Origin of the sequence: Ensifer sp., from assembly GCF_035999185.1 — a bacterium.
GTDB lineage: Bacteria > Pseudomonadota > Alphaproteobacteria > Rhizobiales > Rhizobiaceae > Ensifer.
On record NZ_DASYHB010000205.1, the window covers coordinates 362,858 to 388,517 of the forward strand.

The 25,660-nt window shown below is 61.8% G+C and carries 26 protein-coding genes; 16 read left to right on the top strand and 10 right to left on the bottom strand.

Translation table 11 applies throughout. The features are described 5' to 3' along the window. Positions 1 to 149 precede the first annotated feature (149 nt). Both VGO04_RS29090 and VGO04_RS29095 read right to left on the bottom strand, forming a co-directional pair. Positions 150 to 2,243: a carboxy terminal-processing peptidase gene (locus VGO04_RS29090; protein WP_327499437.1), complete on the bottom strand. Its 2,094-nt coding sequence runs from the start codon at positions 2,241 to 2,243 to the stop codon at positions 150 to 152. Between the two features lie 158 nt (positions 2,244 to 2,401). Next, positions 2,402 to 2,725, bottom strand: a complete 324-nt coding sequence (locus VGO04_RS29095; RefSeq protein WP_327499438.1) for a metalloregulator ArsR/SmtB family transcription factor — start codon at positions 2,723 to 2,725, stop codon at positions 2,402 to 2,404. A 222-nt stretch (positions 2,726 to 2,947) separates the two neighbouring features. On the opposite strand from VGO04_RS29095, the gene VGO04_RS29100 reads away from it, so the two are divergent. From VGO04_RS29100 to ppk2, 4 genes are all read left to right on the top strand, one after another. After that, positions 2,948 to 3,640, top strand: coding sequence for a DUF899 domain-containing protein (locus VGO04_RS29100; RefSeq protein ID WP_327499439.1), 693 nt, complete (start codon positions 2,948 to 2,950; stop codon positions 3,638 to 3,640). A 129-nt stretch (positions 3,641 to 3,769) separates the two neighbouring features. Next, a complete protein-coding gene (locus VGO04_RS29105) occupies positions 3,770 to 4,240 on the top strand; it encodes a BA14K family protein (RefSeq protein WP_327499440.1) in 471 nt (156 codons plus the stop codon). Positions 4,241 to 4,523: 283 nt separating this feature from the next. After that, on the top strand, positions 4,524 to 6,317 hold the full coding sequence (locus VGO04_RS29110; protein ID WP_327499441.1) for a SulP family inorganic anion transporter: 1,794 nt from the start codon (positions 4,524 to 4,526) through the stop codon (positions 6,315 to 6,317). Next, complete coding sequence (gene ppk2 / locus VGO04_RS29115) at positions 6,286 to 7,137, top strand: polyphosphate kinase 2 (RefSeq protein WP_327499442.1); 852 nt, start codon at positions 6,286 to 6,288, stop codon at positions 7,135 to 7,137. Before VGO04_RS29110 ends, ppk2 begins: the two co-directional genes overlap by 32 nt. Before the next feature lie 299 nt (positions 7,138 to 7,436). Here ppk2 and VGO04_RS29120 read toward each other — a convergent pair whose 3' ends face one another. From VGO04_RS29120 to VGO04_RS29135, 4 genes are all read right to left on the bottom strand, one after another. After that, positions 7,437 to 7,907, bottom strand: coding sequence for a histidine kinase (locus VGO04_RS29120; protein WP_327499477.1), 471 nt, complete (start codon positions 7,905 to 7,907; stop codon positions 7,437 to 7,439). A 333-nt stretch (positions 7,908 to 8,240) separates the two neighbouring features. After that, positions 8,241 to 10,124, bottom strand: coding sequence for a patatin-like phospholipase family protein (locus tag VGO04_RS29125; protein WP_327499443.1), 1,884 nt, complete (start codon positions 10,122 to 10,124; stop codon positions 8,241 to 8,243). 258 nt (positions 10,125 to 10,382) lie between these two features. After that, positions 10,383 to 10,910: an MgtC/SapB family protein gene (locus tag VGO04_RS29130; RefSeq protein ID WP_327499444.1), complete on the bottom strand. Its 528-nt coding sequence runs from the start codon at positions 10,908 to 10,910 to the stop codon at positions 10,383 to 10,385. Between the two features lie 67 nt (positions 10,911 to 10,977). Then, a complete protein-coding gene (locus VGO04_RS29135; protein ID WP_327499478.1) occupies positions 10,978 to 11,379 on the bottom strand; it encodes a pseudoazurin in 402 nt (133 codons plus the stop codon). Positions 11,380 to 11,572: 193 nt separating this feature from the next. On the opposite strand from VGO04_RS29135, the gene VGO04_RS29140 reads away from it, so the two are divergent. The 6 genes from VGO04_RS29140 to VGO04_RS29165 all read left to right on the top strand — a co-directional run bounded on the left by VGO04_RS29140 (position 11,573) and on the right by VGO04_RS29165 (position 15,080). Continuing rightward, positions 11,573 to 12,229 (top strand): MarR family winged helix-turn-helix transcriptional regulator, encoded by a 657-nt coding sequence (locus tag VGO04_RS29140; protein ID WP_327499445.1) that lies wholly within the window; start codon positions 11,573 to 11,575, stop codon positions 12,227 to 12,229. A gap of 204 nt (positions 12,230 to 12,433) precedes the next feature. After that, complete coding sequence (locus VGO04_RS29145; RefSeq protein WP_327499446.1) at positions 12,434 to 12,982, top strand: peroxidase-related enzyme; 549 nt, start codon at positions 12,434 to 12,436, stop codon at positions 12,980 to 12,982. A 107-nt stretch (positions 12,983 to 13,089) separates the two neighbouring features. Beyond that, positions 13,090 to 13,680 (top strand): redoxin domain-containing protein, encoded by a 591-nt coding sequence (locus VGO04_RS29150; protein ID WP_327499447.1) that lies wholly within the window; start codon positions 13,090 to 13,092, stop codon positions 13,678 to 13,680. Next, positions 13,677 to 14,021 (top strand): glutamine amidotransferase-related protein, encoded by a 345-nt coding sequence (locus VGO04_RS29155; protein ID WP_327499448.1) that lies wholly within the window; start codon positions 13,677 to 13,679, stop codon positions 14,019 to 14,021. The genes VGO04_RS29150 and VGO04_RS29155 overlap by 4 nt, the downstream gene beginning before the upstream one ends. Then, positions 14,018 to 14,374 carry a glutamine amidotransferase-related protein gene (locus VGO04_RS29160; RefSeq protein WP_327499449.1) on the top strand — a complete coding sequence of 119 codons (357 nt, stop codon included), beginning with the start codon at positions 14,018 to 14,020 and terminating at the stop codon, positions 14,372 to 14,374. The genes VGO04_RS29155 and VGO04_RS29160 overlap by 4 nt, the downstream gene beginning before the upstream one ends. Beyond that, positions 14,367 to 15,080 carry an MOSC domain-containing protein gene (locus VGO04_RS29165; protein WP_327499450.1) on the top strand — a complete coding sequence of 238 codons (714 nt, stop codon included), beginning with the start codon at positions 14,367 to 14,369 and terminating at the stop codon, positions 15,078 to 15,080. Before VGO04_RS29160 ends, VGO04_RS29165 begins: the two co-directional genes overlap by 8 nt. On the opposite strand, the gene VGO04_RS29170 is transcribed toward VGO04_RS29165, so the two are convergent. Both VGO04_RS29170 and ssuD read right to left on the bottom strand, forming a co-directional pair. Then, positions 15,070 to 16,554 (bottom strand): FAD/NAD(P)-binding protein, encoded by a 1,485-nt coding sequence (locus VGO04_RS29170; RefSeq protein WP_327499451.1) that lies wholly within the window; start codon positions 16,552 to 16,554, stop codon positions 15,070 to 15,072. The two genes, VGO04_RS29165 and VGO04_RS29170, sit on opposite strands and share 11 nt — an antisense overlap. Beyond that, positions 16,551 to 17,744 (bottom strand): FMNH2-dependent alkanesulfonate monooxygenase, encoded by a 1,194-nt coding sequence (gene ssuD, locus VGO04_RS29175; protein WP_327499452.1) that lies wholly within the window; start codon positions 17,742 to 17,744, stop codon positions 16,551 to 16,553. Before ssuD ends, VGO04_RS29170 begins: the two co-directional genes overlap by 4 nt. A 275-nt stretch (positions 17,745 to 18,019) precedes the next feature. Between ssuD and VGO04_RS29180 the strand changes: the two genes are divergently transcribed. From VGO04_RS29180 to VGO04_RS29195, 4 genes are all read left to right on the top strand, one after another. Then, on the top strand, positions 18,020 to 18,472 hold the full coding sequence (locus tag VGO04_RS29180; RefSeq protein ID WP_327499479.1) for a flavin reductase family protein: 453 nt from the start codon (positions 18,020 to 18,022) through the stop codon (positions 18,470 to 18,472). 165 nt (positions 18,473 to 18,637) lie between these two features. Beyond that, a complete protein-coding gene (gene tauA / locus VGO04_RS29185; protein ID WP_327499453.1) occupies positions 18,638 to 19,645 on the top strand; it encodes a taurine ABC transporter substrate-binding protein in 1,008 nt (335 codons plus the stop codon). A 73-nt stretch (positions 19,646 to 19,718) separates the two neighbouring features. Continuing rightward, positions 19,719 to 20,510, top strand: a complete 792-nt coding sequence (locus tag VGO04_RS29190; RefSeq protein ID WP_327499454.1) for an ABC transporter ATP-binding protein — start codon at positions 19,719 to 19,721, stop codon at positions 20,508 to 20,510. Then, entirely contained in the window at positions 20,507 to 21,358 is an 852-nt protein-coding gene (locus VGO04_RS29195) for an ABC transporter permease subunit (RefSeq protein ID WP_327499455.1), read from the top strand. Before VGO04_RS29190 ends, VGO04_RS29195 begins: the two co-directional genes overlap by 4 nt. Before the next feature lie 10 nt (positions 21,359 to 21,368). Here the strand turns inward: VGO04_RS29195 and VGO04_RS29200 are convergent, their stop codons facing one another. Beyond that, positions 21,369 to 22,775, bottom strand: a complete 1,407-nt coding sequence (locus VGO04_RS29200; protein WP_327499456.1) for an FAD/NAD(P)-binding protein — start codon at positions 22,773 to 22,775, stop codon at positions 21,369 to 21,371. A gap of 336 nt (positions 22,776 to 23,111) precedes the next feature. Next, positions 23,112 to 23,714, bottom strand: coding sequence for an RBBP9/YdeN family alpha/beta hydrolase (locus VGO04_RS29205; RefSeq protein WP_327499457.1), 603 nt, complete (start codon positions 23,712 to 23,714; stop codon positions 23,112 to 23,114). 415 nt (positions 23,715 to 24,129) lie between these two features. Here VGO04_RS29205 and cysT point away from each other — a divergent pair, with 415 nt between their 5' ends. Together cysT and VGO04_RS29215 are read left to right on the top strand one after the other, a co-directional pair. Beyond that, positions 24,130 to 24,990 (top strand): sulfate ABC transporter permease subunit CysT, encoded by an 861-nt coding sequence (gene cysT / locus VGO04_RS29210; RefSeq protein WP_327499458.1) that lies wholly within the window; start codon positions 24,130 to 24,132, stop codon positions 24,988 to 24,990. Beyond that, positions 24,980 to 25,660, top strand: a 681-nt coding sequence (locus VGO04_RS29215) for a sulfate ABC transporter permease (RefSeq protein ID WP_327499459.1), incomplete at its 3' end; no start/stop codon positions are given. The genes cysT and VGO04_RS29215, both read left to right, overlap by 11 nt.

Below are 25,660 nucleotides of genomic sequence, written 5' to 3' on the forward strand. Positions count from 1 at the left end.
GGCAGCCTTTATCGCGAAGGTTTGAGCACCCGACATGCCAATACCAACCGCGGTCCGGCCGTGCCCGACGGGTTGATGGTATCGGTGACACGCTTTGCGCGGCTCAGCCTGATCGCCTTCCGCCCAGTTACCTTCCGCAGGCGGTTTTCCTATTGTTGTGTGGCCGCCTTCAGCACGCCTTTTTGCAGATCCCCCTCGTCTGCCAGTATGGCGACCGCCTCGTTGAGCACGATATCTTTTGCGTTCTTGCGGGCGTTCTCGAGGGCAATGTCAGCGCTCAGGCTGCGCTCGTTCGCATTGAGGCCATCATCCCCATCCGTATCGGCGCCGCTCTCTTGTGCCCGCGACTTCAATCGCTTTTCCCTGGCAGCCAACTCTTTGCGGCGGTCGGCTTCGTTGAGGGATACAGACGCTTTCTCGCGCTGTGCTTTGACGTCTGCAATGTCTTCCAACAGGCGTTGGAAATCGGGATCGCTCTGAACCCGCGCGTCGTGCCGGCTTTTCAGTGTCGGCAGCGCCGCCTTTACAGTATCAGCGGACGCATACTTTGCCGGCTTGATCTGCGCCCACGGCAAGGCATTGTCATAGCTGGTTTCGCCAAACTTTGTCGGATCGGAAAACCCTGGCAAGCTGATATCAGGCGTCACACCGCGCAACTGCGTCGTGCCGCCGTTGACCCGGAAAAACTGGGCGATCGTCACTTTCAGGTCACCGAATTCGGGTTTGCTCTTGCCGACCATCTGGTCAAGATTGACGACGGCTTGAACGGTTCCCTTGCCGAAACTGGGTTCACCGACGATCACACCTCGACCGTAATCCTGGATTGCCGCGGCAAAAATCTCAGACGCCGATGCCGACCCGCGATTGATGAGAACGGCCACAGGGCCCGTCCAGACAGGCTTTGGAAAATCAGAGTTTCTGACCTCAACCTTGCCGTCGCTGTCGCGTTGCTGCACGACCGGGCCTTTGCCGATGAACAGTCCCGTAAGATCGATCGCCTCGTCCAGAGAACCACCGCCATTGTTGCGCACGTCGATGAGCACACCATCGACGTCATCTTGCTTCAGTTCGGCAAGTAGCTTTGCGACATCGCGGCTGGCGCTTCTGTAGTCCTTGTCGCCCTTGCGGCGCGCATCGAAGTCCTCGTAGAAAGCCGGGAGCGTAATCACCCCGATCTTTCGCGTGGAATCGCCCACTTTCACCGACAGCACAGCCTTTTGGGCCGCTTGCTTTTCAAGGCTGATCTTGTCGCGCACCAGAGTGACGACGCGGTGGGGGGCGTCCGTTCCGGCATCCGCAGGCAGGACATCCAGCCGCACGACGGACCCTTCCTTGCCCCGTATCAATTGCACGACTTCATCCAGGCGCGTGCCAACCACTTCCTTGATCGCCCCGTCCTTGCCCTGGCCAACACCGGTGATGCGGTCCCCGACCGCAAGTTTGCCCGACAATTGTGCCGGCCCGCCGGGAACGAGCTCGCGGATCGTCGTGTAGTCGTCGCGCTCCTGCAGGACCGCACCGATACCGACCAGTGAAAGCTTCATCGCAATATTGAAATCGGCAGAAGCATTCGCGCCGAAATAGTCCGTGTGCGGATCAGTCGACGTCGTGTATGCATCCATGAACAGCTGGAAAACATCATCGCTCTTGTACTTGTATGCGCGCTCGAGAGCGTTGGCATATCGCTTGTCGAGCGTTTCTCGGATAGCCGCGTCGGCCCTTCCCCCCAGCTTCAGGCGCAACCAGTCGCTCTTGACGCGCTTGCGCCAAAGATCGTCACTCTCGGCTTCGGACTGCGGCCAAGGCGCGTTCTCGCGCACGACGGGATAGTTTTCCTGCGCATTGAAATCAAAGCCCTGCTTGAGCAGGCTGCGGGCGAAATCCATGCGGTCGACCACGCGCTTGCCGTACACATTGAAGATCGCAAACGGTATCTTCAGGTCCCTCCGCCTTATCGCGTCGTCGATTTCGGTGCGTCCAGCCATGAAGCTGTCGATGTCCGCTTGCCGGAAGAGCATGCGATCCGGATCAAGTGATTTGACAAACTTGTCCATCACCTTGGCCGACAAGGCGTCGTCGAGCGGAACAGGTTTGTAGCTGAACCGCGTGAGAAACTTCGCGCTCAACTGAGCGGCTTGCGCCTGTTGCTTCAACGGTTCCAGCACGGGTGGCGAGGCGACGTCAGCGTATACGGGCTGTACGATCGCAAAAAATGCACCGAGGAAGACGTATGATATGCGCATTCAGCGTTGACCCAATTCTTAGTGCCAAAAGTGTCGATTGAGGATCTACGTGAAGCAATTATGGTTTTTTGGCAACCGGCTGGATCATATCTGCGTGCATTGATCCGCCGGACGTCGGTCTACGGTCGACTTTTTCATTCTCGCGACCGAGCAAGGCCTCAGCCTTCCAGATCGCATTTGAGCTTGTCGAGGACGCTCATCGCGTGGGCGGCATAGCCGCTGATCCAGCGGTCGTGGATGCGCTTGATCGGCAGCGCATTGAGATGGTTCCAGCGCTCCCGCCCTTCACGCTTCGCGATAATCAGGCCGGCCTCTCCCAACACTTTGAGATGCTGCATCACAGTGCAGCGATCCATTTCTGCGAAGGCCTCGCAGAGCATGCCCGTGGTGCGCGCTTCGTCCTTCAGATGATCAAGCATGGCGCGCCGGCGCGGGTGGGCCAGGGCCTTAAAAACCAGGTCTTCATTGTGCTCGCTTGACATGTTATGTTTTTACAACATATTTAAATCGCAAGCAACGATGAATATCAAAATGGGCGTAGTTCCGCGGGCTTGCCCGCGTCCGCTCAACAGGCTTGCAAAGTATTTGACGGGGCCGCCAAAGCCGACAAGCACAGCGCCCCACTCGCCACGGGTCGTTGGCGACCCGGCGCTCAACAAGCCTCGATCAGGGGTGAGCTTAGAAACAACGAAAGGAAGGGATGGATGATGCTGCCTGAGATCGTATCGCTGAAAGAGTGGCTATCCGCACTTGAGCAACAGGTTGAAAGGGAGAAGGCCCACACCCGTGCCCGGGATGAATTGAACGCCCAACGACGCCGCTTGCCGATGGTCGAGATTGACAAGACGTATTCGTTTGTCGGCCCGTCGGGCACGGTGAAGCTTGCCGACTTGTTTGAAGGACGCCGACAGCTGGTCGTCTACCACTTTATGTTCGCACCCGAATGGCAGGCCGGTTGCGACGGCTGCTCCTGGGTCGTCGACGCAATGACCCATCCGGCGCATCTCAACGCGCGCGACACGTCAATCGTCCTGATTTCGCGCGCACCGTTGGACAAGTTGCAAAAGTATCAGCAACGCATGCAGTGGCAGCACCCAAACTGGTACTCATCCTTCGGCAGCGATTTCAACCGAGACATGGGCGTCACGCGCAGCAACCCGGACGATCCAACCAGAACGACCGAACACCACGGCGTCAGCGTTTTCCTGCGCGACGGCGATGACATCTATCGCACCTATTTCAACGGCGCACGAGGCGTTGAGTATCTCGGCAGTCTTTGGACCTATCTGGATCTGACCCCCTACGGTCGCCAGGAGCACTGGGAAAACTCGCCGGCAGGATGGCCGCAGAGCGAGCCTTACACATGGAACCGGCGACACGATGAATACGGCAGCTAACCTGCCACGGGGATGTAGACCAGTCCCGGCGAGTAATGCTCGCCGGCGCCCTTCAGGCCGCTAAAACGCAGTGCCACGTCAACGCTTCCGCGCTATAATCAGGTGAGGGCAGGAAAAGAGGTGAGGCCAATGAAGAGGCTAGCAATCTTTGCCTTGTCGCTGGCGACAGCGCTGACGAGTATCGCCCCGGCCATGGCTTTTCCCACCGCCGGTTCGGTGGGAATTGATGCGCCACGAGCACAACAGGTGCAATACAGACGACACTACGGTGGCTATGGCGGCGGTTACGGCCACGGACATCACCACGGTAGTAACGACGATTGGGCCTGGGCGCTTGGCGGGCTTGCCGCCGGCGCGATTATCGGCGGCCTGCTGGCACAGCCGCCCTACTACGGGCCGGGCGACTATGAGGAAGGCTACTACGGCCCGACCTACTACCGTCCGCGTTACTATGCGCCGCGATACTACCGCCAGACCTACTATGGCGGCGGCGCCCACACACGCTGGTGCTACGCCCGCTACCGGTCCTACCGGGCCTACGACAACAGCTTCCAACCCTATTATGGCCCGCGGCAGGCGTGCGTTTCGCCCTATTACTGAGACCCTTGTGCGCTTGTGAGTCGGTTCTCAGGATCCCCTGGCTTCGTCCGAAGGCATGCACGTGCCCGGTCGACGATCGGTTGGCGTGCGCTGTTCTGGACAAGCCAGAAAGAGATCAAGCGATCGGCGTGCTGTAGCGTCGGCGTTGACCCGCGCCAACGAAAAGTTTTGCATCGCTAATGTACGCAATGGTAGAGTGCGCTTCTTGCGTTTCTCGCGTGGCACGGCCGTTGAGGTGTGCGGACAGTGCTTTCTCACGAAGACAGGGACCCGGGTTATCAGCATGCTGAACCTCCCTCGCCTGCCGTTGCTTGCCAACCTTGAAGGGTACCAGGCGAGCTGGCTTCGCAACGACGTTTCGGCGGGCGTCGCGATCGCGGCGGTGGGCTTGCCAAGCGCCATCGCCTATCCGGCGATCGCGGGCTTGCCACCGGAGACCGGTCTTTACGCCAGCATCATGCCCCTGGTCGCCTACGCATTTTTCGGACCCTCGCGGCAACTGATTGTCGGGCCGGATGCCGCAACAATGACGGTGTTGGCGGCGGTCCTTTCAACGGTCTTCTCTGCACCCGCTGAGACCGCCGACCGCGTCACGGCGGCAGCACTCTTGGCCCTCATCGTCGGCGTCCTCTGCCTGATCGCCCGTCTTGTGCGGCTTGGCGTGCTCGCAACCTTTCTTTCGCGCCCAATCCTCACGGGCTTTTTTGCCGGCATCTCGCTGTCGATCCTCATCGGGCAGATCAAGCGCGTCACCGGCGTCGATATCCAGTCCGAGGGACTTGTTTCCCCCCTTATCGAACTCATGCGGCAGGCCGGTTCCATCCATTGGCCGACACTCACCTTCGCATTGGCGTGCTTTGCGCTGCTGCAGGTTGCACGCATCTATAAATCACCGGTTCCAGGACCCGTCGTTGTCGTCTTCCTTGCGGTCATGCTTTCGTACCTCTTCGATTTCGAAGGCCGTGGCATGGCCGTCGTCGGCGACATACCCGACGGGTTGCCGGCGCTCGCCGTACCCCGCCTTGGGGACCTCCCAATCGACGCGCTGCTGACAGGCGGCGCGGCGATTTTCCTGGTGAGCTTTGGCTCAGGTGTCATCGCAGCCCGAAGTTTCGCAGCGCTCGGCGGCTACCGTGTCGATACGAACCGCGAACTGACAGGCTTCGGCGCAGCCAATCTGGCAGCCAGCCTGTTCGGCACCTTTCCGGTAACGGCCTCCGATTCCCGAACGGCAGTGAATTTTGCCGTCGGCGGACGGTCGCAAATCGCAAGCATCGTTGCGGCCGCGGCCTTGATGGTCGTGGTGCTATTTCTCGGCAACGTTTTGCGGGTCTTGCCGGTAGCAGCACTCGGCGCAATTCTCGCGGCGACGGCGCTGAGCCTCATCGACATCGGGGGGCTAAGACGGATCTGGCGCGTCAACCGCATCGAGTTCATTTTTGCGCTGATCGCCCTTTGGGGGCCCATCGGTCTCGGCGTGCTGAACGGCGTGGTCATCGCCATTGCGGCAACACTCATCTATCTGCTGTTGCAAGCCATGTATCCGCACGACGCCCTGCTTGGAAGAATTCCCGGGCGCGACGGCTTCTACAAGCTGCACCGCATGCCGGCCGCCCGCCCGATCCCGGGCTTCGGCGCCTGCATGATCCAGGACAGCCTGCTTTTCTACAATGCCGACTACGTCCGCGAGCGATTGGCGGCGATCGCCGAGACGCTGCCGCCGCCTGCCCGCTGGCTCGTGATCGACGCAAGCGCAATCCCCCAGATCGACAGCACCGCCGCGGATATGCTGGCAGAGCTGCAGGGCGAGTTGAAGGAACGCGGTATCGCACTTGGCCTTGCAGAATTGCATACGGACGCGCGCGCGCTGCTCGATCGGGCCGGCACCATCGAACAAATTGGGCCAGGCATGATCTTCGAGGGCATGGAGGATGCGCTCGACGCCTATGAGGCGCGCTATGGCCGCATCGGGCAGGTCGAAGGGGCGGCAACCAAATCTCTCGGCAACGAACCCGGCAATGATCGCTTTGAAAAGGGAGGGAAAAATGGGCAAGCACGACGGGAAAAAGAAGAATAAAGGCAAGAACGGCGACGAAAGGATTACCGAAGACGCGGTCTCCGAGGACGCCTCGCCAAGCGGCTACGCCAAAGAGCTGGCGCGACTGCAGGAGGAAACCGCCCACCTGCAGGCCTGGGTCAAGAAGTCTGGCGCACGCATCGTCATTGTGTTCGAAGGGCGAGACGCCGCCGGCAAGGGCGGCGTGATCAAGCGACTGACCGAGCGTGTCAGCCCGCGCGTTTTCCGGGTAGCTGCCCTGCCCGCGCCAACGGATCGTGAAAAGTCGCAGATCTACATGCAGCGCTACATCCAGCATCTGCCAGCAGCCGGCGAAATCGTGATTTTCGACCGCTCCTGGTACAACCGCCCCGGCGTGGAACGCGTCATGGGCTTCTGCTCGGACGATTCAGCCCGTCGTTTCCTCGAGCTTGCGCCCCGCTTCGAAGCGGCCATGGTCGAAAGCGGCATCATCCTGTTGAAGTACTTTCTCGATGTCAGCGAGAAGGAGCAGGAAAAGCGCTTCCGCCAACGCATCGCCGATCCCCTGCGGCAATGGAAACTCAGCCCGATGGATGTGGAGTCCTATCGGCGCTGGTGGGACTACACCCGCGCCTACAACGAGATGTTGCGGATGACCGATACGGAGTATGCGCCATGGTGGGTCGTGCCATCGGATGACAAGAAGCGGGCGCGCATCAACTGCATCTCGCACATTCTCTCGTCGATCCCCTACGAACGCGTCAAGTTCGTAGAACCCGACCTTGGCAAGCGCCAGAAACGGCCTGACGATTTCGTCGACGACAACCGGACACGCCGAACTGTGCCAAACGTGTTCTAGTTCAAATGCAGGAACGCGCCGAAATGATCTCCGCCAGCGGACACGCCAAGGCGGAGATCATCTCACTGTCCCGATAAAGTGATTGCTGGTCCTTCTTTCGGCTCCGAACGAAGGGCCAGAGCAAGCAGCAATTCAAGCCGCAACTGCGCGCGGTTCATGCGCCTGCGAAGCTGCAGCGCAGCACGGAAAAACGCTTGGCTTGCGAGACCGGAGCGACGCTCCATGCGCGCAAAAGCCGCTGAGCTTTTGCGCCGAACACCCTCAGGGCGTCCCTACTGAACGCCGCATCGCCACAAGGCTCAGGCCTTGTCCGGCGCCCAGTTCAGGAAAAAGCCGACGTCACCAGGCACGCCACCGGGGAAATTGATGATCATCGCCTTCAGCTTGTAGCCGTTTGGCTTGCCAAAGGTCTGATAGCGTTCGAAAAACTCTTTCGCCTTGCCCTGCAACGTATTTGGCCAATCGCGGTCACCGCTGTTGATGGCACGACCGCTGTCGGAGCAAAGGTCGGAGGGGAAGCTGTAGACCATCGCCTCGAACTTGCCCGCCTTGACGGCATTGGCAACCAGGCGGCGGACCATGGCAATTTCATCTTCCGTCACATGCTTCTTGAGGAAATCTGCGGCGAAATCAGCGTGTTTCTGCTCCTCTATCGCCCGCAGCCGCTGTTCCTTGTCCATTTCCTCCATCTCGCGCTGAAGCATCTGCTTGCGCAGGTCCTGGGCGCTGACCGGGCTGGCGTTGACAAGATCGTCTTTGTTATCAGGCATCGCGTTGATCCACTTCAAGGAAAGGGGAACGCTGTCGCGCCGCAACACACGATGACCGTGCATCACATGGACCAACGACGTCCCGCAGGTACATTCAAGGGAACCCGATGGGTGCGCCAGTCGGGGACGAACGACTTTCGAATGCGAGCCCCTGCGATCCCGAGCGGCTCCTATGCCTATGGTACTTCTCGATGGCGAGCATGTGGTCGGGCAGAACATCGTTCCCAAACAAGGCCCACCTAAAATACTACAACTGCAAGGGGACGATGACAACTCGTCAGCAATGGTGAAACTCGCCCGATCGCCCTCCCCGATCGAAAGCAAAATGGCGAGCTAGAGCGAGGTCCGGTCCTTTGCGATACCGAGCCTCTCGGGTGTTTCGGGCCGCGGCGAAACGCCAAGAATTGCCAGAAGCTTCGGATCGTTTTCGCCAAGACGCTCGTCTATCCACGCCCTCGCCCAGTGGTGAGCCTCGGTGAACAATTCGGAATGCCGGCTCCAGTCCATGAAGCTGATTGCTGCCGACACCGGTGGCGACATCAGGAGGTCTCTCTCGCCGAGTTCAACTTCGTGCGGCCGGTGCGCCAACATGCTTGCCGTGATCACCTGGATCAGGTTGGGGACCTTCGGCAAACCGGCGCGACCAAAGGGGTTCAGCAGCCGCACCGTCAGCTCGGACGCGCCGGGGATGCTGTCGTAGTCCACGTGGTGCTTGCGCGGACCATCTGCCCCGAGGCTGACGACGACGTTCGGGCCCGCCTTCAGTTCCTTCATTTGTTCAAGCGGCAGGTTGTTCATGATCGCACCGTCAACCAGCATGTCGCCATCGGCGGTGAAGAAGGGCGGCAGCACGCCCGGAATGGAGCCGGACGCTCTGACCGCTTGCCAGAGTCTGCCGCGGCGGTGGACATGTGGCTGCCCATTGCTGAGGTTCGTCGAAAGCGCGAAAAACGGCAACCAGAGGTCCTCGATGAGGACGTCGCCATATTCCGCCTGCAGCGTGCGGTCGAGCACCTTGTGATCCAGAAGCGCGTATTGCGGCAACGTAAGCCGACGAAAGGCGCGGCTTTTGACGAAGATCTGATGGGTTGCGCGGTCGATTGCGTCTGCGTCCAGCCCCCTGGCAAAACCCGCCATCATCGCGGCTCCCGAACTGGTCCCACCGAGATAGTCGAAACTGGCGCCTGCCGACGCAAAGGCTTTGTAGACACCGAGATGGGCGCAGCCGAGCGAACCTCCGCCGGCAGCGACGAAGCCCCTCGCCTCTCCCGCAACGAACCGCACCAGCCGCTCGACGTCGGATTGATCCTCCAGCGAAACATGATGATGTTGCCTGATGTCAGCACGCGCCTTCAGCCATGCCGCAGTTCCGGAGACCGTTGCGGTGCGCTTACCGTGCAGGAGAACGAGCCGAAGGCTCGACGGCGGATGAACCGACAGCGCCAGTTCCTCAGACGGATTGAGCTCCGCAGAGCGCGTCGCCTCGCCAACCAAAAGGACGCTGTCGGCTTGACGAATGCAGACCCGCGTCCAGTCGCTCGGCTCTTCATCAGCGATGTAGACGATGCCCCCCGCCTTGGTTTCCAGGTGGTTGAGCCAGTCGAGTACCGGCTGATCGTCGACCGGCACACCGGCGAAACGCCCCTCGATGTCAGCCCTGGCGAGGAAGGCCGTGCGTGTGCCGGCGGCGAAGGCCTTGCGAAGCCGTTCGACGAAAACAGGCGAAATGCGGTTGTGGCCTGCCGCAACGATCGCCAAAGTTCTTATCCGAGACGGATCTTTGGTGCGGGGCGATGCCGGCGGTTGCATGGCGAACCGGCGCGCCAGAAACGTGGTGACCGACTGGCGCAGGCTCGGCAAAGATCTTGCGGCCTCCTCGAACTGGTCATCGCGGATGGACAGCACAATGGAATCGCGAACCGCCACGACAGTGGCCATGCGTGGAAGGCCGGCGAAGAAGCCAACCTCGCCGACAAGTTCGCCCTGCGCGATCTCGGCAACGGGGGCGGCCACATCGTCCCTGTGCACGGTAAAGCGGCCGGACAGGACGACAAAAAACCGATCCGACGGCTCACCCTGGCGGACCAGGACCTCACCGCGTCGGACGATCCGGCGATCGGAATTGGCAGCGAGGGCCTCCAGTGCCGCCAAGGAGGTCCTGTCGAACATGAGCGTCGCCGATAGCAACTTGGCGGCGAGAGAACCGGCAGAGTCCATCGAACCTCCCTTCGAAGACACACCCTTGACCATAACCCGTTTCGACAGGGATTGCCGAACTGATTTTCCCTATTCGAGCCGTGTTTTGAGGTGGTCTGGTGACCCGTAGCGAAAGTCAACCTGTGGGTCCGCGTCGCGACGAACAGCACGCGCTTAAGGCCGCGACAGACGGCCTCGTTCAGCCCTTGCGACGGGTATCGATCTGGCAATGTCAGCAGCGTTGCGGGCGGAACCTGCCGGCGTTCCGGCTCCGGCGTCCTAAAGCTCGTCTTGCGTCTTCAGCGGTTCTTTGCGCGGTGCTGGGGCGTTCCCCTCCCGCGACGGCTTGGGCTCAAGGCAACCAACCAAGACGAGAACCGAGAATGCAGCGCCAACCGCAATGCCCGCGACGATCCAATGACCGAAGCCGACCGAAAGGCCGACTGCGCCGGCGAGCCAGAGGCTGGCGCCGGTCGTGATGCCATGGACCTCGCCGCGCGACAGCACGATCGTACCGGCGGCAAGGAAAGCGACACCCGCCGTCACCGCTTCCACAACCCGCAGCGGATCGATCCGCACCCGGTCGTCGACGAAACCCCGGAGACCCACGCTTTCAAGCGAAATGATGCTGAAGGTGCAGGCGGCCAGGCAGACGAGCATATGGGTCTTGAGACCGGCGGGCCTCGCCTTCGCCTCACGTTCGAAGCCAATGACCGCACCCATGAACAGGGCACCGATAATCCGTGCGACAATGATCGGATAGGGAATATGCGATGGCGGAAAGAATTCAGCGGTGATCTGTTCCATGCGGCACCAACGCAAAGCCTTCGCATTGGTTCCGCACGGACATAGCCCCACTCCGGGGCTCAGACGCCTAGTTTCCGAGAGCCGCGAAGGCCGCGTTAAGGCGCTCCTGTGCCTTCTTCGGGTTCTTGGCGGACTTTACGGCCTCGAGGTTGGCAGCGCTCTCGCCGACCTGGACGACGCCGACCATGCCCATGCCGTAATGGGGCGTGCATTTGACACCGTAGAGGCCGGGCGCGGTGAAGGTCACCTTGTAGTTTTCATTGATCTTGCTCTTGAAGGCCGCGGCACCCTCCGGGATCATGCCCTTGATGGTCTCGACATTGTGGCCCTTGTCAGTCGGAATGAACGTGACGGTGTCTCCAGGCGCAACCTTCAGCGACGCCGGTTCGAACACCATCGCGCCGTCCTTGCCCTTGTTCAGCATGTGCACTTCGAAGTCTGCGGCGGCTACAGGCGCTGAGACAAGCATTGCCAGGATGGCGACACCCAATCCGCTCTTGATTGCATTCAACATCGTTTTCTCCAATTGATCGACCAGCCCGTGCCCGGGTTGTTCAAAAGGAGAGATATTCTGAACGCGTCTCAGCGACTTTGATGCGCGTCAAATTCACTGTGCATTTCATGCGCGTTGACAATACATAGGATTCCTATATAAATACCTCATGAGCAACGAACCTGACGCCACACCTTCCCTGGTTGATCGCATCGGCGACGGGCTGTCCCGCGTGGCAACCGCCATGCGCACGGAAGCCTGGACCGCCGCGGACGCCATCGGCCTCAATCCGACGCAGCTGCAGATCCTGACCTTTCTGGTCGCCCGCGGCCGGAGCGGAATGCGGGTGAAACAGATCGCCGCCTATCTCGGCGTCAGCCAGCCGACGACAACGGACTCGGTCAATGCGCTGCTGCGCAAGGGCCTGGTCGAAAAGCAGGCCGACCCCAGCGACGCACGCGCGCTTTCTGTCGCTGCAACGCCAGCGGGCCTAGCAGCGGTGCGGCAGGCGGGACAACTTGCCTCCGCGACAGAAGATGCCATTGTCTCGCTGTCAAAGCTGGAGCAGCAGGACCTGCTCGTCCATCTCGTAAAGATCATCCGCAATCTGCAGACGACGGGTGCCATTCCGGAACAGCGCATGTGCGTCAACTGTCGGTATTTCCGACCAAACGTCCACGACGACCCACAGGCGCCGCATCATTGCGCATTTGTCGATGCAGCCTTCGGACCGGCGCAATTGCGGATCGACTGCGGTGAATATGACGGTGCCGAACCGGAAACCCAGCAAGCCGCATGGCGCGTGTTCAACCGCGGATCGCCTTGAACGGGCAGCGAAAGGCCGCGGCCAAGGCCGGACACGCTAAAAATGAAGGTGCCGTAGCGGCACCTTCGAACGAAGCTTCAGCATCGGCGTCCAAAGCATTGTTTCTATTCGCAATCGGACTGCCGGTGATGTTGGCGCCGATCCGACGACTGCCATCGTCGAACCGGCAATTTTCTCCCTCCACGCAAACAGAAAGAGAAAACCATGAGCAGAATTAATCTAGTCGACCCCAGTTCGGCAACCGGCACCAGCGCCGAACTGCTTGGCGAAATCCGTTCGGCCTTCGGCGTAGCGCCCAACATGTTCAAGGCGGTCGCAAACTCTCCGGCGGCCCTTGCCAGCATGTGGGGCTCCTTCGGCGCACTCGGCAAGGGGCGCCTTGGCGCCAAGCTTGGCGAGCAGATCGCCGTTGCCGTCGCGGACCGCAACGACTGCCACTATTGCCTGGCAGCGCATACCGCTCTCGGCCGCAAGGCCGGGGCGACCGCTGACGAAATGGCAAGCGCGCAGCGCGGAAGGTCGGCGGATCCCAAGACGGCAGCCGCCCTCGCCTTTGCCCGGACGCTCGTCGACGCCCGCGGGCAGATAGCAGACGCAGATGTCCGCGCACTCCGTGATGCCGGTTTTGATGACCAGGATATCGTCGAGATCATTGCGCATGTCTCGCTCAATCTGTTCACCAACTACATCAACGTCGCGCTTGCCGTACCGGTCGATTTCCCCGGCGTGAAGCTCGTTCGCGAAGCGGCCTGAGACATCCACTCACACAAAGGGACGTGGAAGGAGGAGACGCGCACGTCCCCTCTCCCGTTCCAGCCGGACGGTGACCCGCCGTCCGGCGCTCTCCGGAGACAAGGACAATGAACAGCAGTTTTCGCATAAAGGCGCCGGAACTCGCCGTCTCGACCTGGTTCAACACACCCGCACCCCTGAGCCTGGAAAAGCTTCGCGGGCGGGTGGTGTTTCTGCACGCGTTTCAAATGCTCTGCCCGGCCTGTGTCTCGCATGGCTTGCCGCAGACCCAGCGGGTCCAGAACGTTTTTCGCGACACCGACCTGCAGGTCATCGGCCTGCACACGGTGTTCGAACATCATGCCGTTATGACCCCGGATGCGCTCAAGGCCTTCATTCATGAATACCGGCTGACCTTCCCGATCGCCGTTGATGAGCCATCCGATACCGGGCTGATACCGAAGACGATGGAGCGCTTCGGTATGCGCGGAACACCGACGGCGATCATCATCGGTCGCGACGGCCATGTCGAATACCATCGCTTCGGCATTGAGGACGACATGATCATCGGCGCACGTCTTGCCACACTGCTCGCTGAACCAATGCCGGCGCTTGGCGCAGCTGGTCCCGAACGCACCGGATGCACGGCGGACGGCTGCGCAATCGATCCGGACATGGCCCGAACGGCGATCGGCAACAGGGAGACTGGAAGAGAATGACGACAAGAAAGGCGGTCGCCGTCAGGCACGTCCACTTCGAAGACCTCGGCAGCTTCGCAGACCCGTTGCGTTCAGCAGGCTTTGACATCGAGTGCCGCGATGTCGGCAGCGAAGGATATCTCTCCTTCGATCCGTCAGAGCCCGATCTCGTGGTCGTGCTTGGAGGACCGATCGGCGTCTACGAGGACGAAGCCTACCCCTTCGTCACCGACGAAATCGCCATGCTCCAGGCGCGCCTTGCGGCCAATCGGCCGACGCTCGGCATTTGCCTTGGCGCTCAACTGATCGCCCGCGCCGGGTCTACCCGTCAGGCATCAAGGAGATCGGCTTCTCGCCGTTGAACCTGACGGCGGCGGGGCGTACCTCGTGCCTTCGTCATCTCGTCGACGTCCCTGTGCTCCATTGGCACGGCGACACCTATGACCTGCCTGCAGGTACAGACCTTTTGGCATCCACGCAACAGGTTACCCAGCAGGCTTTTGCACGCGGAAAGAACGTCTTAGGGCTGCAATTTCACCCAGAAGCGGAACCCGGCGCCGCGTTCGAACGCTGGCTCGTCGGCCATGCCTGCGAACTGGCGGCCGCCGGATTGAAGGTGCAGGAACTGCGCTCAGATGCCCGGCGCCTGGGCCCGCGTCTGACGACGGCAGCCGTCGCGATGATCGTTGAATGGCTGGAGACAACAGATGGTTGACCGCCAGCCGATCCCTCTCGATGCCTTGCTCGTGGGCACGCTTTCCCCGATCGACGAACGGGGAACCTTGAGCGGCATCGACAAGCGACCGGCCATTGGCCCGGTGCATCTTGGCGCCACCGGCCTTTCCGGCGACCAGCAGGGGGACCTCAAAAGACACGGCGGCATCGACAAGGCCGTGCATCACTATCCTCGGGACCATTACCGAGCCTGGGCGGACGAGATCGGCTTCCTTGCGCTGCTTGAGCAACCGGGCGCCTTTGGCGAGAACATGTCCGTATCGGGTCTGACAGAAAGGGATGTGGCCGTCGGCGACCGGTTTCGCCTCGGCGGCGCGCTGCTGGAGGTCAGTCAGGGCCGCCAGCCTTGCTGGAAACTCAACCGTCGTTTCGGCCTTGCCGACATGGCGCGCCGTGTTCAGCAGTCCGGCCGCACCGGGTGGTACTACCGGGTCATCGAAGAGGGCGTGGTTTCGGCCGGAGACGTCATGCAACGGGTCGAGCGCCGCCACCCCGAATGGACCATCGCGCGGCTCTGGCACTATCTCTACGTCGATACGCTGAACCGCGACGCGCTCGCGGAGATCGCCGGCCTCGACATCCTGCCGTCGAGCTGGCGCGACTACGCGGCCAAGCGTCTGCAAACGCGCGCGGTCGAGGACTGGACGCGGCGCCTTGACGGCGAGGTCAAACCCGTCACTGGGTAGCGCTGCCGCCGACCGTTGCGGCCAGCTGCCGGCGAACCTGCGAGGCCGTTGCCCGCCGGCGACCGGCAGCCTTGCCCTCGCGCACCAGCATCTCGGCGATCTGATCGGCAACGAAAATCGCGTGGTCGTTGACCTGCGGCAGCCCCATGAGCTCTCCAAACGTGCCCCGCGCCAGTGGCCCGGCAACGATCAGCGATTTTTCCGACGTCCCGTCGACGCCGATTGCACGGCTCCCCTCATCGCAGGCAAGGCCAAGTCCAACGTCGTCCGGGCGCAGCCAGCCCTGCAACGCGAGATCCGTGAGCCAACTCTGGCTCGAAAGGATGCCGGTGTGGGCCGGCCCCGTCGTGACCACGCAGGCGTCAAACAGCAGACGTTCCTGTGCCCGTGTCTGCCGGTGGCGGACATTGACAGCGATGACCTCGCCATCTCTCTCGACGCCTTCGATTGGCGCACCGAGGACGCGTAGCTGCCCCGCTTCGATCGCTTGCCGGATTTGATTTTCGATCTGCGGCGCGACACGAAACCGATGCGCATCCCAGAAGGGCCGCAAGCGCCGCACGAGGCGGCGGCGCTCGGACACCGGCAGGGCACGCCAGATTTGCCCGCCCTGGCTGCGCAAGGCGTCGAAAACCGCATGCCAACTGGCCCCGGTCGCGGCCGCTTCGCTGATGGCCTGGCGCACGCGCCGCAGTAGGTCGAGCGCATTTCGCGCAGGATTGCTGAGGAAATCGCCGTACGGTTCCTGGGACCTGCCGGCATGACCGCGCGACCTCAAGCCCCTGCGCGACAAGGCGACGATCGGACCGCGATGGTCGGCGCGGCGCAACGAGGCGATCACGTCCGCTGACGTCAGGCCGTTGCCGAGCACCAGAACACTGTCGTCCGGCCGAATACAGGCAAGCGCATCGCAGGCCGTAGAGTCGGGCACGTAGCGCGGGTGTCCCTGCAACGCTGCGACCACATCCTTCGGTGCGCACGGCGCAGGGTGCGTGGTGGCTATGACGACAATGTCAGCGAGTAGGTCCGTGCCAGCCGTAGACCTCAGGCGCCAGCGCTTCCCGCGCCGCTCGATGTGAGCCACACGCTCTCGCCGGTGCACGACCTTGCCGCTCGTCAGGAACGGGGCGATGAATTCGCCGACATAGCGGCCGAATACCGCCCGCCGTACATAAAGGTTGCCATCGTCCGCGCGCGCTTCGGCGTCGTCACTTGGCTCGCCGTTGGCCGAAAGCCAATCGAGAAAATCGTCGGGATCGTCGGGAACGAGGCTCATGCGCGCCGCGGGCACATTGGTGCGATGGGCCGGATTGGCCGTGTCGTAGGCGAGGCCCGCGCCAAGGCGCTCGCGCGGTTCAAGAATGATGATGGACGTCCCGTCGCTGGCGGCGTTGCGGGCGAGGTTTCCTGCGATCACCGCGCCTGTAAAGCCGCCGCCGACGATGGCAATGACCGGTCGACGCACGCCCGTCACGATTGCGAAACCTTCAGCTTGGGGCGGTGGTCCCCGGCGATCGTTTCGCCGAACGGCCCGGTGTTGATCGACGTTTCGCGCGCGGGGATCGAATGGGCAAGCGGCAGGTTCGGCAGCACCAGTTCGCCGAAGCGGTAGGCTTCCTCCAGATGCGGGTAGCCGGACAGGATAAAGCTGTCGATGCCGACCTGTCGGTATTCCTCCATACGCGCCTTGATCTGATCGGGGTCGCCGACCAGTGCAGTGCCGGCACCTCCGCGCACCAGACCGACGCCGGCCCAGAGATTGGGGGCGATTTCGAGCTTGTCACGGCGACCGCCATGCAGGCGGCTCATGCGGCTCTGACCAACCGAATCCATGCGCTCGAACACCTTCTGTGCGGCAGCAATCGTGTCGTCGTCCACATATTGTATCAGTTCGTCGGCCGCCTGCCACGCTTCCTTTGCCGTTTCGCGAACAACGACGTGCAGACGAATGCCGAACGTGACGTCGCGGCCCTCGGCTTCGGCCAAGGCGCGAACCTCCGCAACCTTCCTTGCGACATCCTCAACCGGCTCGCCCCAGGTCAGGTATTTGTCGATCGTGCGCGCGGCGACTTCCTGCCCCTTCCCCGACGAACCGCCGAAGTAGAGCGGGGGCTGAGGTCTCTGAACGCACTGAAAAAGCAGCTTCCCACCTTCGATATCGAAATGACTTCCCTTGAAGTCGACCTCTTCGCCACGCAGCACAGCCTTGTAGATGTTGAGGAATTCCTCTGTCACCTCGTAGCGTTCCGTGTGCGAAAGGTGAATGCCGTCGCCCTTGTTCTCGATCGGGTCGCCGCCTGTGACCACATTGATCAGCAGTCGGCCGCCCGAGAGCCGGTCGAGTGTCGCCGTCATGCGCGCCGCCAGCGTCGGCGACAGGAGGCCAGGCCGCACGGCGATCAGAAAACGCAGCTTTTCGGTGAGCGGCGCCAGCGCCGAGGCGACCACCCAACTATCCTCGCAACTGCGTCCGGTCGGGATGAGTACGCCATAATAGCCGAGCTGGTCGGCGGCCTGTGCCACTTGCCTGAGATAGTTGAGATCGACATTGCGGCCGCCACGGGTTGTTCCGAGATAACGGCTGTCGCCGTGGGTCGGCAGGAACCATAGCACATTGATTTTTTCGGGAATTTTCGTGGCGAACGTCTCAGGCACAATTCCCATTTGGCAAAGCCTCCTTGCAACCTCGATTGCGGCCGAGCCGCGCACCTCATTGCGAAAAACATAAACTCTATAAAATTTATTGACAATCAAAAATCGGACGCTCATTTTTGGTGCGAGGAAAAATTTTTCCCGCTTTGGCAGTTTGCAACCGGGAATTAGGTGGAATTTTTCGAGGGTTTGCCATGACAATCGCGCTCGCCGCTTCTCCAGCATTCAACGCCATCGTTCACACCAACGGCTATGAACCGATCACGCCGCCCGCGCTGAAAGCGGCGATGCGCAACCTCTCAGGTGGTGTCTCGGTCATCACCGCAGGCGTCGGCGACGAGCGGACCGGTGCCACCGTGACCTCGGCGACGGCGCTTTCCGTCGATCCCCCGACCATGGTCGTCAACATCAACAGGACGTCTTCGACCTGGCCCGTCATCGAACGCTACCGGCATTTCTGCGTGAACGTTCTGTCGCGCGAACAGCAGCGGGTTGCGGAACGTTTTTCCGGCATCGACGGCGCGAAAGGGGCTGCGCGCTACGACGGCGCCGACTGGATCCGTTTGGCCAGCGGTGCGTCAGCACTGATCGGCGCGCTCGCCGCCATCGATTGTGAGGTCGAAGAGATTATCGAGCGTCATAGCCATGCGATCATCATCGGCCGGGTTGTTGCAATCACCACCGGCTCTGGCGAACCGATCGTCTATCACAACGGCCTCTATGGCGGCGTCAAGCTCTGACGCAGGTGTGGTGCCGTATATCGCGACGGCACGCAAACTTTGGAATGGCCTCACGTCGAACGCACGAAATGTGGAATGCTTTTTCTATATAAAATCTACCTTTTTAATAATCATATCGACAGGGCTCCGTGACGGGGCCGGAACCCGCCCACGGAGGAGCACATTATGACCATCCGCAGACGTACCCTTCTTGCCACCAGCGCCGCCTTTCTGGTGGCCGCCCAGTTTTCACTGCCAGCCCATGCGGCTGAAACGACGCTGACGATCGGCTACCAGCCAATCGTCGAACCGTCGCGCGTGCCTCAGGCGGACGGCACCTACGAGAAGGTGACCGGCGCAAAGATCAACTGGCAGAAATTCGACGGCGGCGCGGACGTGATTGCGGCACTTGCATCCGGCTCGATCGATATCGGCTATGTCGGCTCGTCGCCGCTGGCCGCCGCCGCAAGCCGCCAACTCCCGTTCGAGACCATTTTCGTCGTCGGCCTGATCAGCGATGCCGAAGCGCTGGCTGTTAAGGGCATCGATAAGCCGGAGCAGCTTGCCGGCAAGAAGATCGCCACGCCATTCGTTTCGACGGCACACTACAGCCTGCTGACCGCCCTGAAACACTGGAAGATTGATCCGAAGTCTGTCGAAATCCTCAATCTCAGACCACCGGAAATTGCCGCAGCCTGGCAACGCGGCGATATCGACGGCGCCTATGTCTGGGATCCGGTGCTCTCGGAGATCAAGAAGACCTCAACCGTTCTTGCAACATCCGCCGACGTCGCGAAATGGGGTGGCCCGACCTTCGACGCCTGGATCGTCAGCAAGAAGTTCGCCGAGGAACATCCTGAAATCGTCACCGGCTTCGTCAAGGTGACGGGTGATGCCTATGCGGACTACCGCGCCAAGCCCGACGCCTGGAATGCGGGCTCGCCGCAGGCCGAAAAGATCGCCCGCCTCACCGGCGCGAAGCCTGAGGACGTACCGAGCCTTTTGAAGGGGTACTACTTCCCGTCGCTGGAGGAACAGGCAAGTTCCGACCTGCTTGGCGGCGCCACTGCCAAGGCCGTCGCGCAGACCTCGGCCTTCCTGCTCGAGCAGGGCAAGATCCCCGCGGTGCTCCCTGATTACGCGCCCTACGTCTCCGCTCGCTGGGCTGAGGAGGCTGCAAAGCTCTCGTTCTGAGCGTGTATCGATCAGCACTCGCCCGGCTCAAGGTCGGGCGTGTGCCACGCGTCGTCTGGCCAGGAAAATCCGCATGTCCGTTCTCTCCCTCGAAAACGTAACGCTGCGTTATGCGGCCAAAGAAAGCGGCGCCGTGCCGGTGCTCGCCGCAATCGACCTGACGCTCGCGCGCGACGAGTTCGTCGTCGTCATCGGTCGTTCCGGATCGGGCAAGACCAGCCTCCTCAATCTCGCGGCAGGCTTCGTGGCTCCGACCAGCGGTCATATTGCGATCAACGGTACACCGGTCTCGGGACCCGGATCTGATCGCGCCGTGGTCTTTCAGGATGATGCGCTCTATCCGTGGCTGACCGCGCTCGAAAACGTCGCGTTTCCGCTGCGACTGCGCGGCGTGCCCAGGCAAAGTCGGCTCGAACGTGCGCGCGAGCTGCTTTTCAGCGTCGGCCTGCCCGAGGCGGCGGACAGACCCGTCTGGGAACTTTCCGGCGGCATGCGCCAGCGGGTGGGCATCGCCAGAGCGCTCGCCTCCGACCCGAAGTTCCTGTTGATGGACGAGCCGCTTGGCGCGCTTGATGCGCTGACACGTAGCCGGATGCAGGGCTTTATCCTCGACATCTGGCAGGCGAACGGCGTCGGCGCGCTGCTGATCACCCATAGCGTCGAGGAAGCGCTGCTGCTTGCGACCCGCGTGGTTGTGCTTGCACCCGGTCCCGGCCGGATTATCAACGAAATCACGACGGCATTCGGTCGCGATCACCTCGCGGGGACGCCGCTGTCCGAAATCCGCAAGTCCCACGCGTTCCACCGCCTGCATGACGAGTTGACCGCGCTCATCCATGCTGAAGACGAAGGGATTGCCGCATGAGCCTTTCTCTGGAGAGCTCCGCATCTGCGCTGCCCGAACCCCGTGGCGTCGCTAGCCGCGAAAAAATCGATCGGCCGCGCGCCCCGGTGCCGCTTGTATGGATATCGCTGGCCACCATCGCCGCTCTGCTCTTTCTATGGAGCCTTGCCGCCAGCTATGGACTTGTGTCGCCATTGTTTCTCCCCTCGCCGCTCGCCGTCTTTCATGCGCTGCAAGGCCTTCTCATCACCGGCTTTGTCGATGCGACGCTGACCCAGCACGCGCTCGCCAGTCTTCTCAGGATTTTCGGTGGTTTGACGGTTGCAATCGCCCTTGGCGTGCCCGCCGGTCTTGCGATCGGGACGAGCCGTCTCGGCAAGGGCATTCTCGATCCGATCGTCGAGTTCCTGCGCCCTCTGCCGCCGCTTGCCTATCTCCCGCTGGTGATCATCTGGCTCGGCATCGGCGAAGCGTCGAAGATCGCGGTCATCGCGCTGGCGATGCTTCCGCCCATTATCCTGTCGACGGCGACGGGTGTCAGGTCCGCCTCGGCAGACCATATCAATGCGGCGCGCGCATTCGGCGCCTCACGGCAGCAAGTCTTGCGCCACGTCATCCTGCCGAGCGCCCTGCCCTCGATCCTGACGGGAACCCGTATCGCGCTCGGAGCGGGTTGGTCGACGCTGGTCGCCGCCGAACTGGTGGCGGCGACACGCGGGCTCGGTTTCATGATCCAGTCGGCCGCGCAGTTTCTGGTGACGGATGTGGTGATCGCCGGGATCATCGTGATCGCGGCCGTCGCGTTCGTCTTCGAAATGACGGCGCGCCTGCTCGAGCGTTGGCTGGTGCCGTGGTCGACGCGACGCTGACGGAAATCCGTCAACCGGTCTTCAGCGTTACCCGATGCCGGGTCGCGATCAGCCTTGCGGTCGCATAGGTCTGCGTCACGATCTCGGGCACTAGGTCGATGTCCGGCAGGCTGCCCACGCCTAGCGGCCCGATCGCGTAGAGATTGCGCGTGGGCTGTCCGTCCGTCAGAACCTCTCCAGCCGGACTGACCGCAATGCCGAGGCCGAGTTCGTCGGGCTCGGCAAGGCCGCCGGCAAAGAGGCTTTGCATCAACGGCGCATCGAGGTCGGGCGCCGAACAGCGACAATCGATCACCTGATCGGCTTGAAGCAGGCTTTCTTCGCGTTCGCCGGCCCAGCGGACCATCAGCCCTTCCGGGCGACGACGCCCCGCCCAGCCCTTTCGCAAGACCGTCCGCTCGCCTGCAAGCTCCTGCTGCAGACGCAGATGCAGAGCTGCCGGCAGCCGGTTGCGATGACTGTCGTAGATTGATCGCAGATGCCGGTTGAACCGCTGCTTTTCCTCCTGAGGCAACGCCTGCCACAGGGACCGTGCGCGCCGCCGCAAACCATTCATGGCCGCTTGCCAGCCAAGCCCTGCAGCCTCGGCCTCCGCGCAGGCATGCCGGACAAATTGGACAATCTCGCCCAGTCGCGTCGGCATCGGCTCGACTGGGAAGGTGGGCGCGGCAGCCAGACGCGTGTGCGGCTGGGGCAGGAAGCCGTGTCGCGAAAGAATGGTGATCTCACCGGCAAAGCCGTTGTCGCGAAGCTGCAGCAGTCGATCAACGACCCGCACGCCACTGCCAAGCAGCACCGTATGGCGCGGCACGGCAAGGCGGCGAGCGCGCACCAGGGGCTTCTCGTCTTCGGCAACCTGCATCTCGCCCCGGCGCAGGCCGAAACCGGTCGCCAGCACAACGGCATCGCATTCGACCGCCGCGCCCTCCTGCAGCACGCAGAAGCGCCCGTTCGCCTGTTTGCGAACCCCAAGTACGGCCTGGCAGGAAAGCTGCATCGAAATGTCAGGCCGGCGCGTCAGCGCCTCGGAGAAACGCTGATAGACGTAGTCGCTGAAAATGCTCTTCGGCACGAAAATCTGCTGGAAACCAGGGATGGCCGCAGAAACCGCCGCCCGAAATTCGGCGTTGGCAGATAGCCAGTCGTTGAAGTCTTCCGGCTGGCCCGCGGCAACAGAGAGGTCGCGGACACGACTGTTGAGGATCTCGCCGCTTTGCGCCGCCGCCAACACCTGTCCGCCGCTGATCGTTGGCTGCGGATCGAAGAGATGGACATGGAATGCGGTTCGCACCGACTTCATCAGCGCGATCGCCATCATCACGCCCGAAAATCCACGGCCGATAATGGCGATATGTGGTTTGGCTCTTGCACCCGCTTCTATCGAGGAAACGCTGGCGAACAATCCATGGACAGTCATCTGCACTCTCCTATGGCCGGCTCCAACCGGCAGAGTTTGAAATGCATGGCTGTTTCGGTCGTCAACGCAGATACAGACCGCATTGCAAGGCATCGACGCCCGCCCGTGCGCAAGCCGTGATCTGCGCTAAGTTTGCGGGGTCGGGAGAACCTAACGCCGACCGCTTCAACGGTCGAGCCCGTATCCGTTATCCTGGTTGGCCTGGCACCCTGGCGCATGGTCATCCCTAGACGGCATACTCTATAAACTTAGTGCGCTATTAGAGCGCGAAACTGCCTCGACATCAAGGGGAGTGTTAAATCACCGCTTCTCGCCTCACTTCGCCGTGCAATACGATCAGGCAACGCCGCCCGGCAAAGGCAACCGTTCCGGCCGGTCACTCGATTGCATCAGCGGTTCTCGACGCGCAATCCCGTTCAGCACCCTCAACAGGTCATAGCCGTGCGACCATCGTCCAAATCCGCTGGCGATGTTGATATGGCCGGCGTGGCCAAGGTCAACGAGCCGGCTTCCCCAACGCGTCGAGAAATGGCGCAGACGGTCAAAGGGCATGTAGGGATCGTTGAGACTGCCGACGACGAGGCTCGAAAAAGGCAACGGCAGTTCGGGCATATGGCCGAAGTCGACTGCGCCCGGGTGCAGCCGGTCGGTCGCGCCGAGGTCACACGGCGCGACAAGCAGGGCGCTGCGGACATGCCGGGCGAGCGGTCGCCGCGCCAGACTGGCAACGAGCAGGCACCCGAGACTATGCGCGACCAGGTCGACGGTTCCATAGCGCAGGATCTCCCGTTCGAGGTTGTCGCGCCAGCTTTCGAGATTCGGTCGGTCCCAATCAGATTGCTCGACCAGGACAGCTTGCGGATGATCGTCAAGCCAGTGGCGTTGCCAATGGCCCGACCCCGATCCAAAGAGCCCTGGGAGGATGAGCGTTTTTGCCATGACTTCAACCGTTTGCGAGGACGCCTCAAAGTTGGGCGGGGGTTTTTCCGCCCGATTCATCGCAGGATTATGGGAGAGCCGGGCACCGTGCGTAAGCAAGGAACGTCCAATATCTATAAATTCTATAGCATAACTTTTTTCAGCCTCCGAACTCGCGCCTGTATTTTAGGCAAACAACATGGAACAATATTCGGAGAAGAGTGTTTCTTTCGACACGGCCCAAAAGCGAAATCAGTTTCCCTGTGGGCCGCGCACGCGTCAAAATTTTGCGTTGTTGGAGCCCATGAAATTGGTAGTTTGGCGCCGAAATACACCGGCGTTTGAACAAGCCGGCCAACCGGCGATTTGAAGATCGGTTTGGAAGAGGGGATACGCGGTCGCCAAGCGGCCGCAGGGCTTATGAGGTGACGGGAAGTTGACGGAGCGACGCAGTGGGAACCGCTGGCGGTTTCGCCAGCCGAGTATTTTGCCTGGATTTGGTTTGTCGCTCGGGATCACGCTGAGCTGGCTGGTTCTGATCGTCTTGATCCCGTTGTCGGGACTGGTGTTTCGCGCAAGCGGGCTCGGCTGGACCAAGTTCTTCGAGCTGGCGCTCGATCAGCGCACGCTCAACGCCCTAAAGATCTCTTTCGGCACGGCCTTTGTCGCCGCCGTGATCAATCTTGTCTTCGGCGTCATCCTCGCCTGGGTGCTGGTGCGTTATCGCTTCCCCGGCAAGCGGGTGATCGACGCCATGGTCGACCTGCCGTTTGCACTGCCGACGGCCGTTGCCGGCATTGCGCTGACGACGCTTTACGCCCCGAACGGCTGGATCGGCCAGTTCATCGAGCCGCTCGGGCTGAAGGTCGCCTTCACCCCCGCCGGCATCGTCATCGCGCTCATCTTCGTCGGCCTGCCCTTTGTCGTCAGGACCGTGCAGCCGATCATGGAAGAGATCGACAAGGAGGTGGAAGAGGCCGCAGCCACGCTCGGCGCCAGCCGCTTCCAGACGATCAGCCGGGTGCTTCTGCCGGGTCTGCTGCCGGCCAGCCTCACCGGCTTTGCGCTCGCCTTTGCCCGTGGCGTCGGCGAATACGGCTCGGTGATCTTCATTGCCGGCAACCTGCCCTACATCTCCGAGATCGCGCCGCTGCTGATCGTCATCCGGCTCGAAGAGTTCAACTATCCGGCCGCCACGGCAATCGCCGCGGTCATGCTGGTGATCTCCTTCTCCATGCTGCTCCTCATCAACTCGATCCAGGCCTGGAGCCGGCGGAGATATGTCTATGTCGCATGACCTGACCGCCAGCCCGGCCACCGGCCTCAGTCCGGCCACCGCCGCACCCCAGCCGGCCTTGCCGGAACTGGCGGCCGCCACCTCGGAAAGCCGCTTTGCGAGGCTGACGTTGACGATCGCAGCACTCGCCTTCGTCGCGCTGTTTCTGCTTCTGCCGCTTGCCGCCGTCTTCACCGAGGCGCTGCGCAAGGGTCTGGGCGAATTCGTCTCCGCCCTTGGCGACGCCGAGACTTTTTCCGCCATCCGCCTGACGCTGATCGTCGCGGCCATCGCCGTGCCGCTCAACCTCGTCTTCGGGGTTGCCGCCGCCTGGGCGATCGCCAAGTTCGAGTTCAAGGGCAAGGCCTTCCTGACGACGCTGATCGACCTGCCGTTCTCGGTCTCGCCTGTTATCTCCGGCCTTGTCTTCGTGCTTCTGTTCGGCTCGCACAGTTTCCTCGGGCCGTGGCTGCAGAGCCATGGCATCCAGATCCTCTTTGCCGTGCCGGGCCTGGTGCTCGCCACCGTCTTCGTCACCTTCCCCTTCGTTGCCCGCGAGCTGATCCCGCTGATGCAGGAACAGGGCAGTAGCGACGAGGAGGCAGCACTGTCCTTGGGCGCATCCGGCTGGCAGACCTTCTGGCATGTGACGCTGCCCAACATCAAATGGGGGCTGCTCTACGGGGTTTTG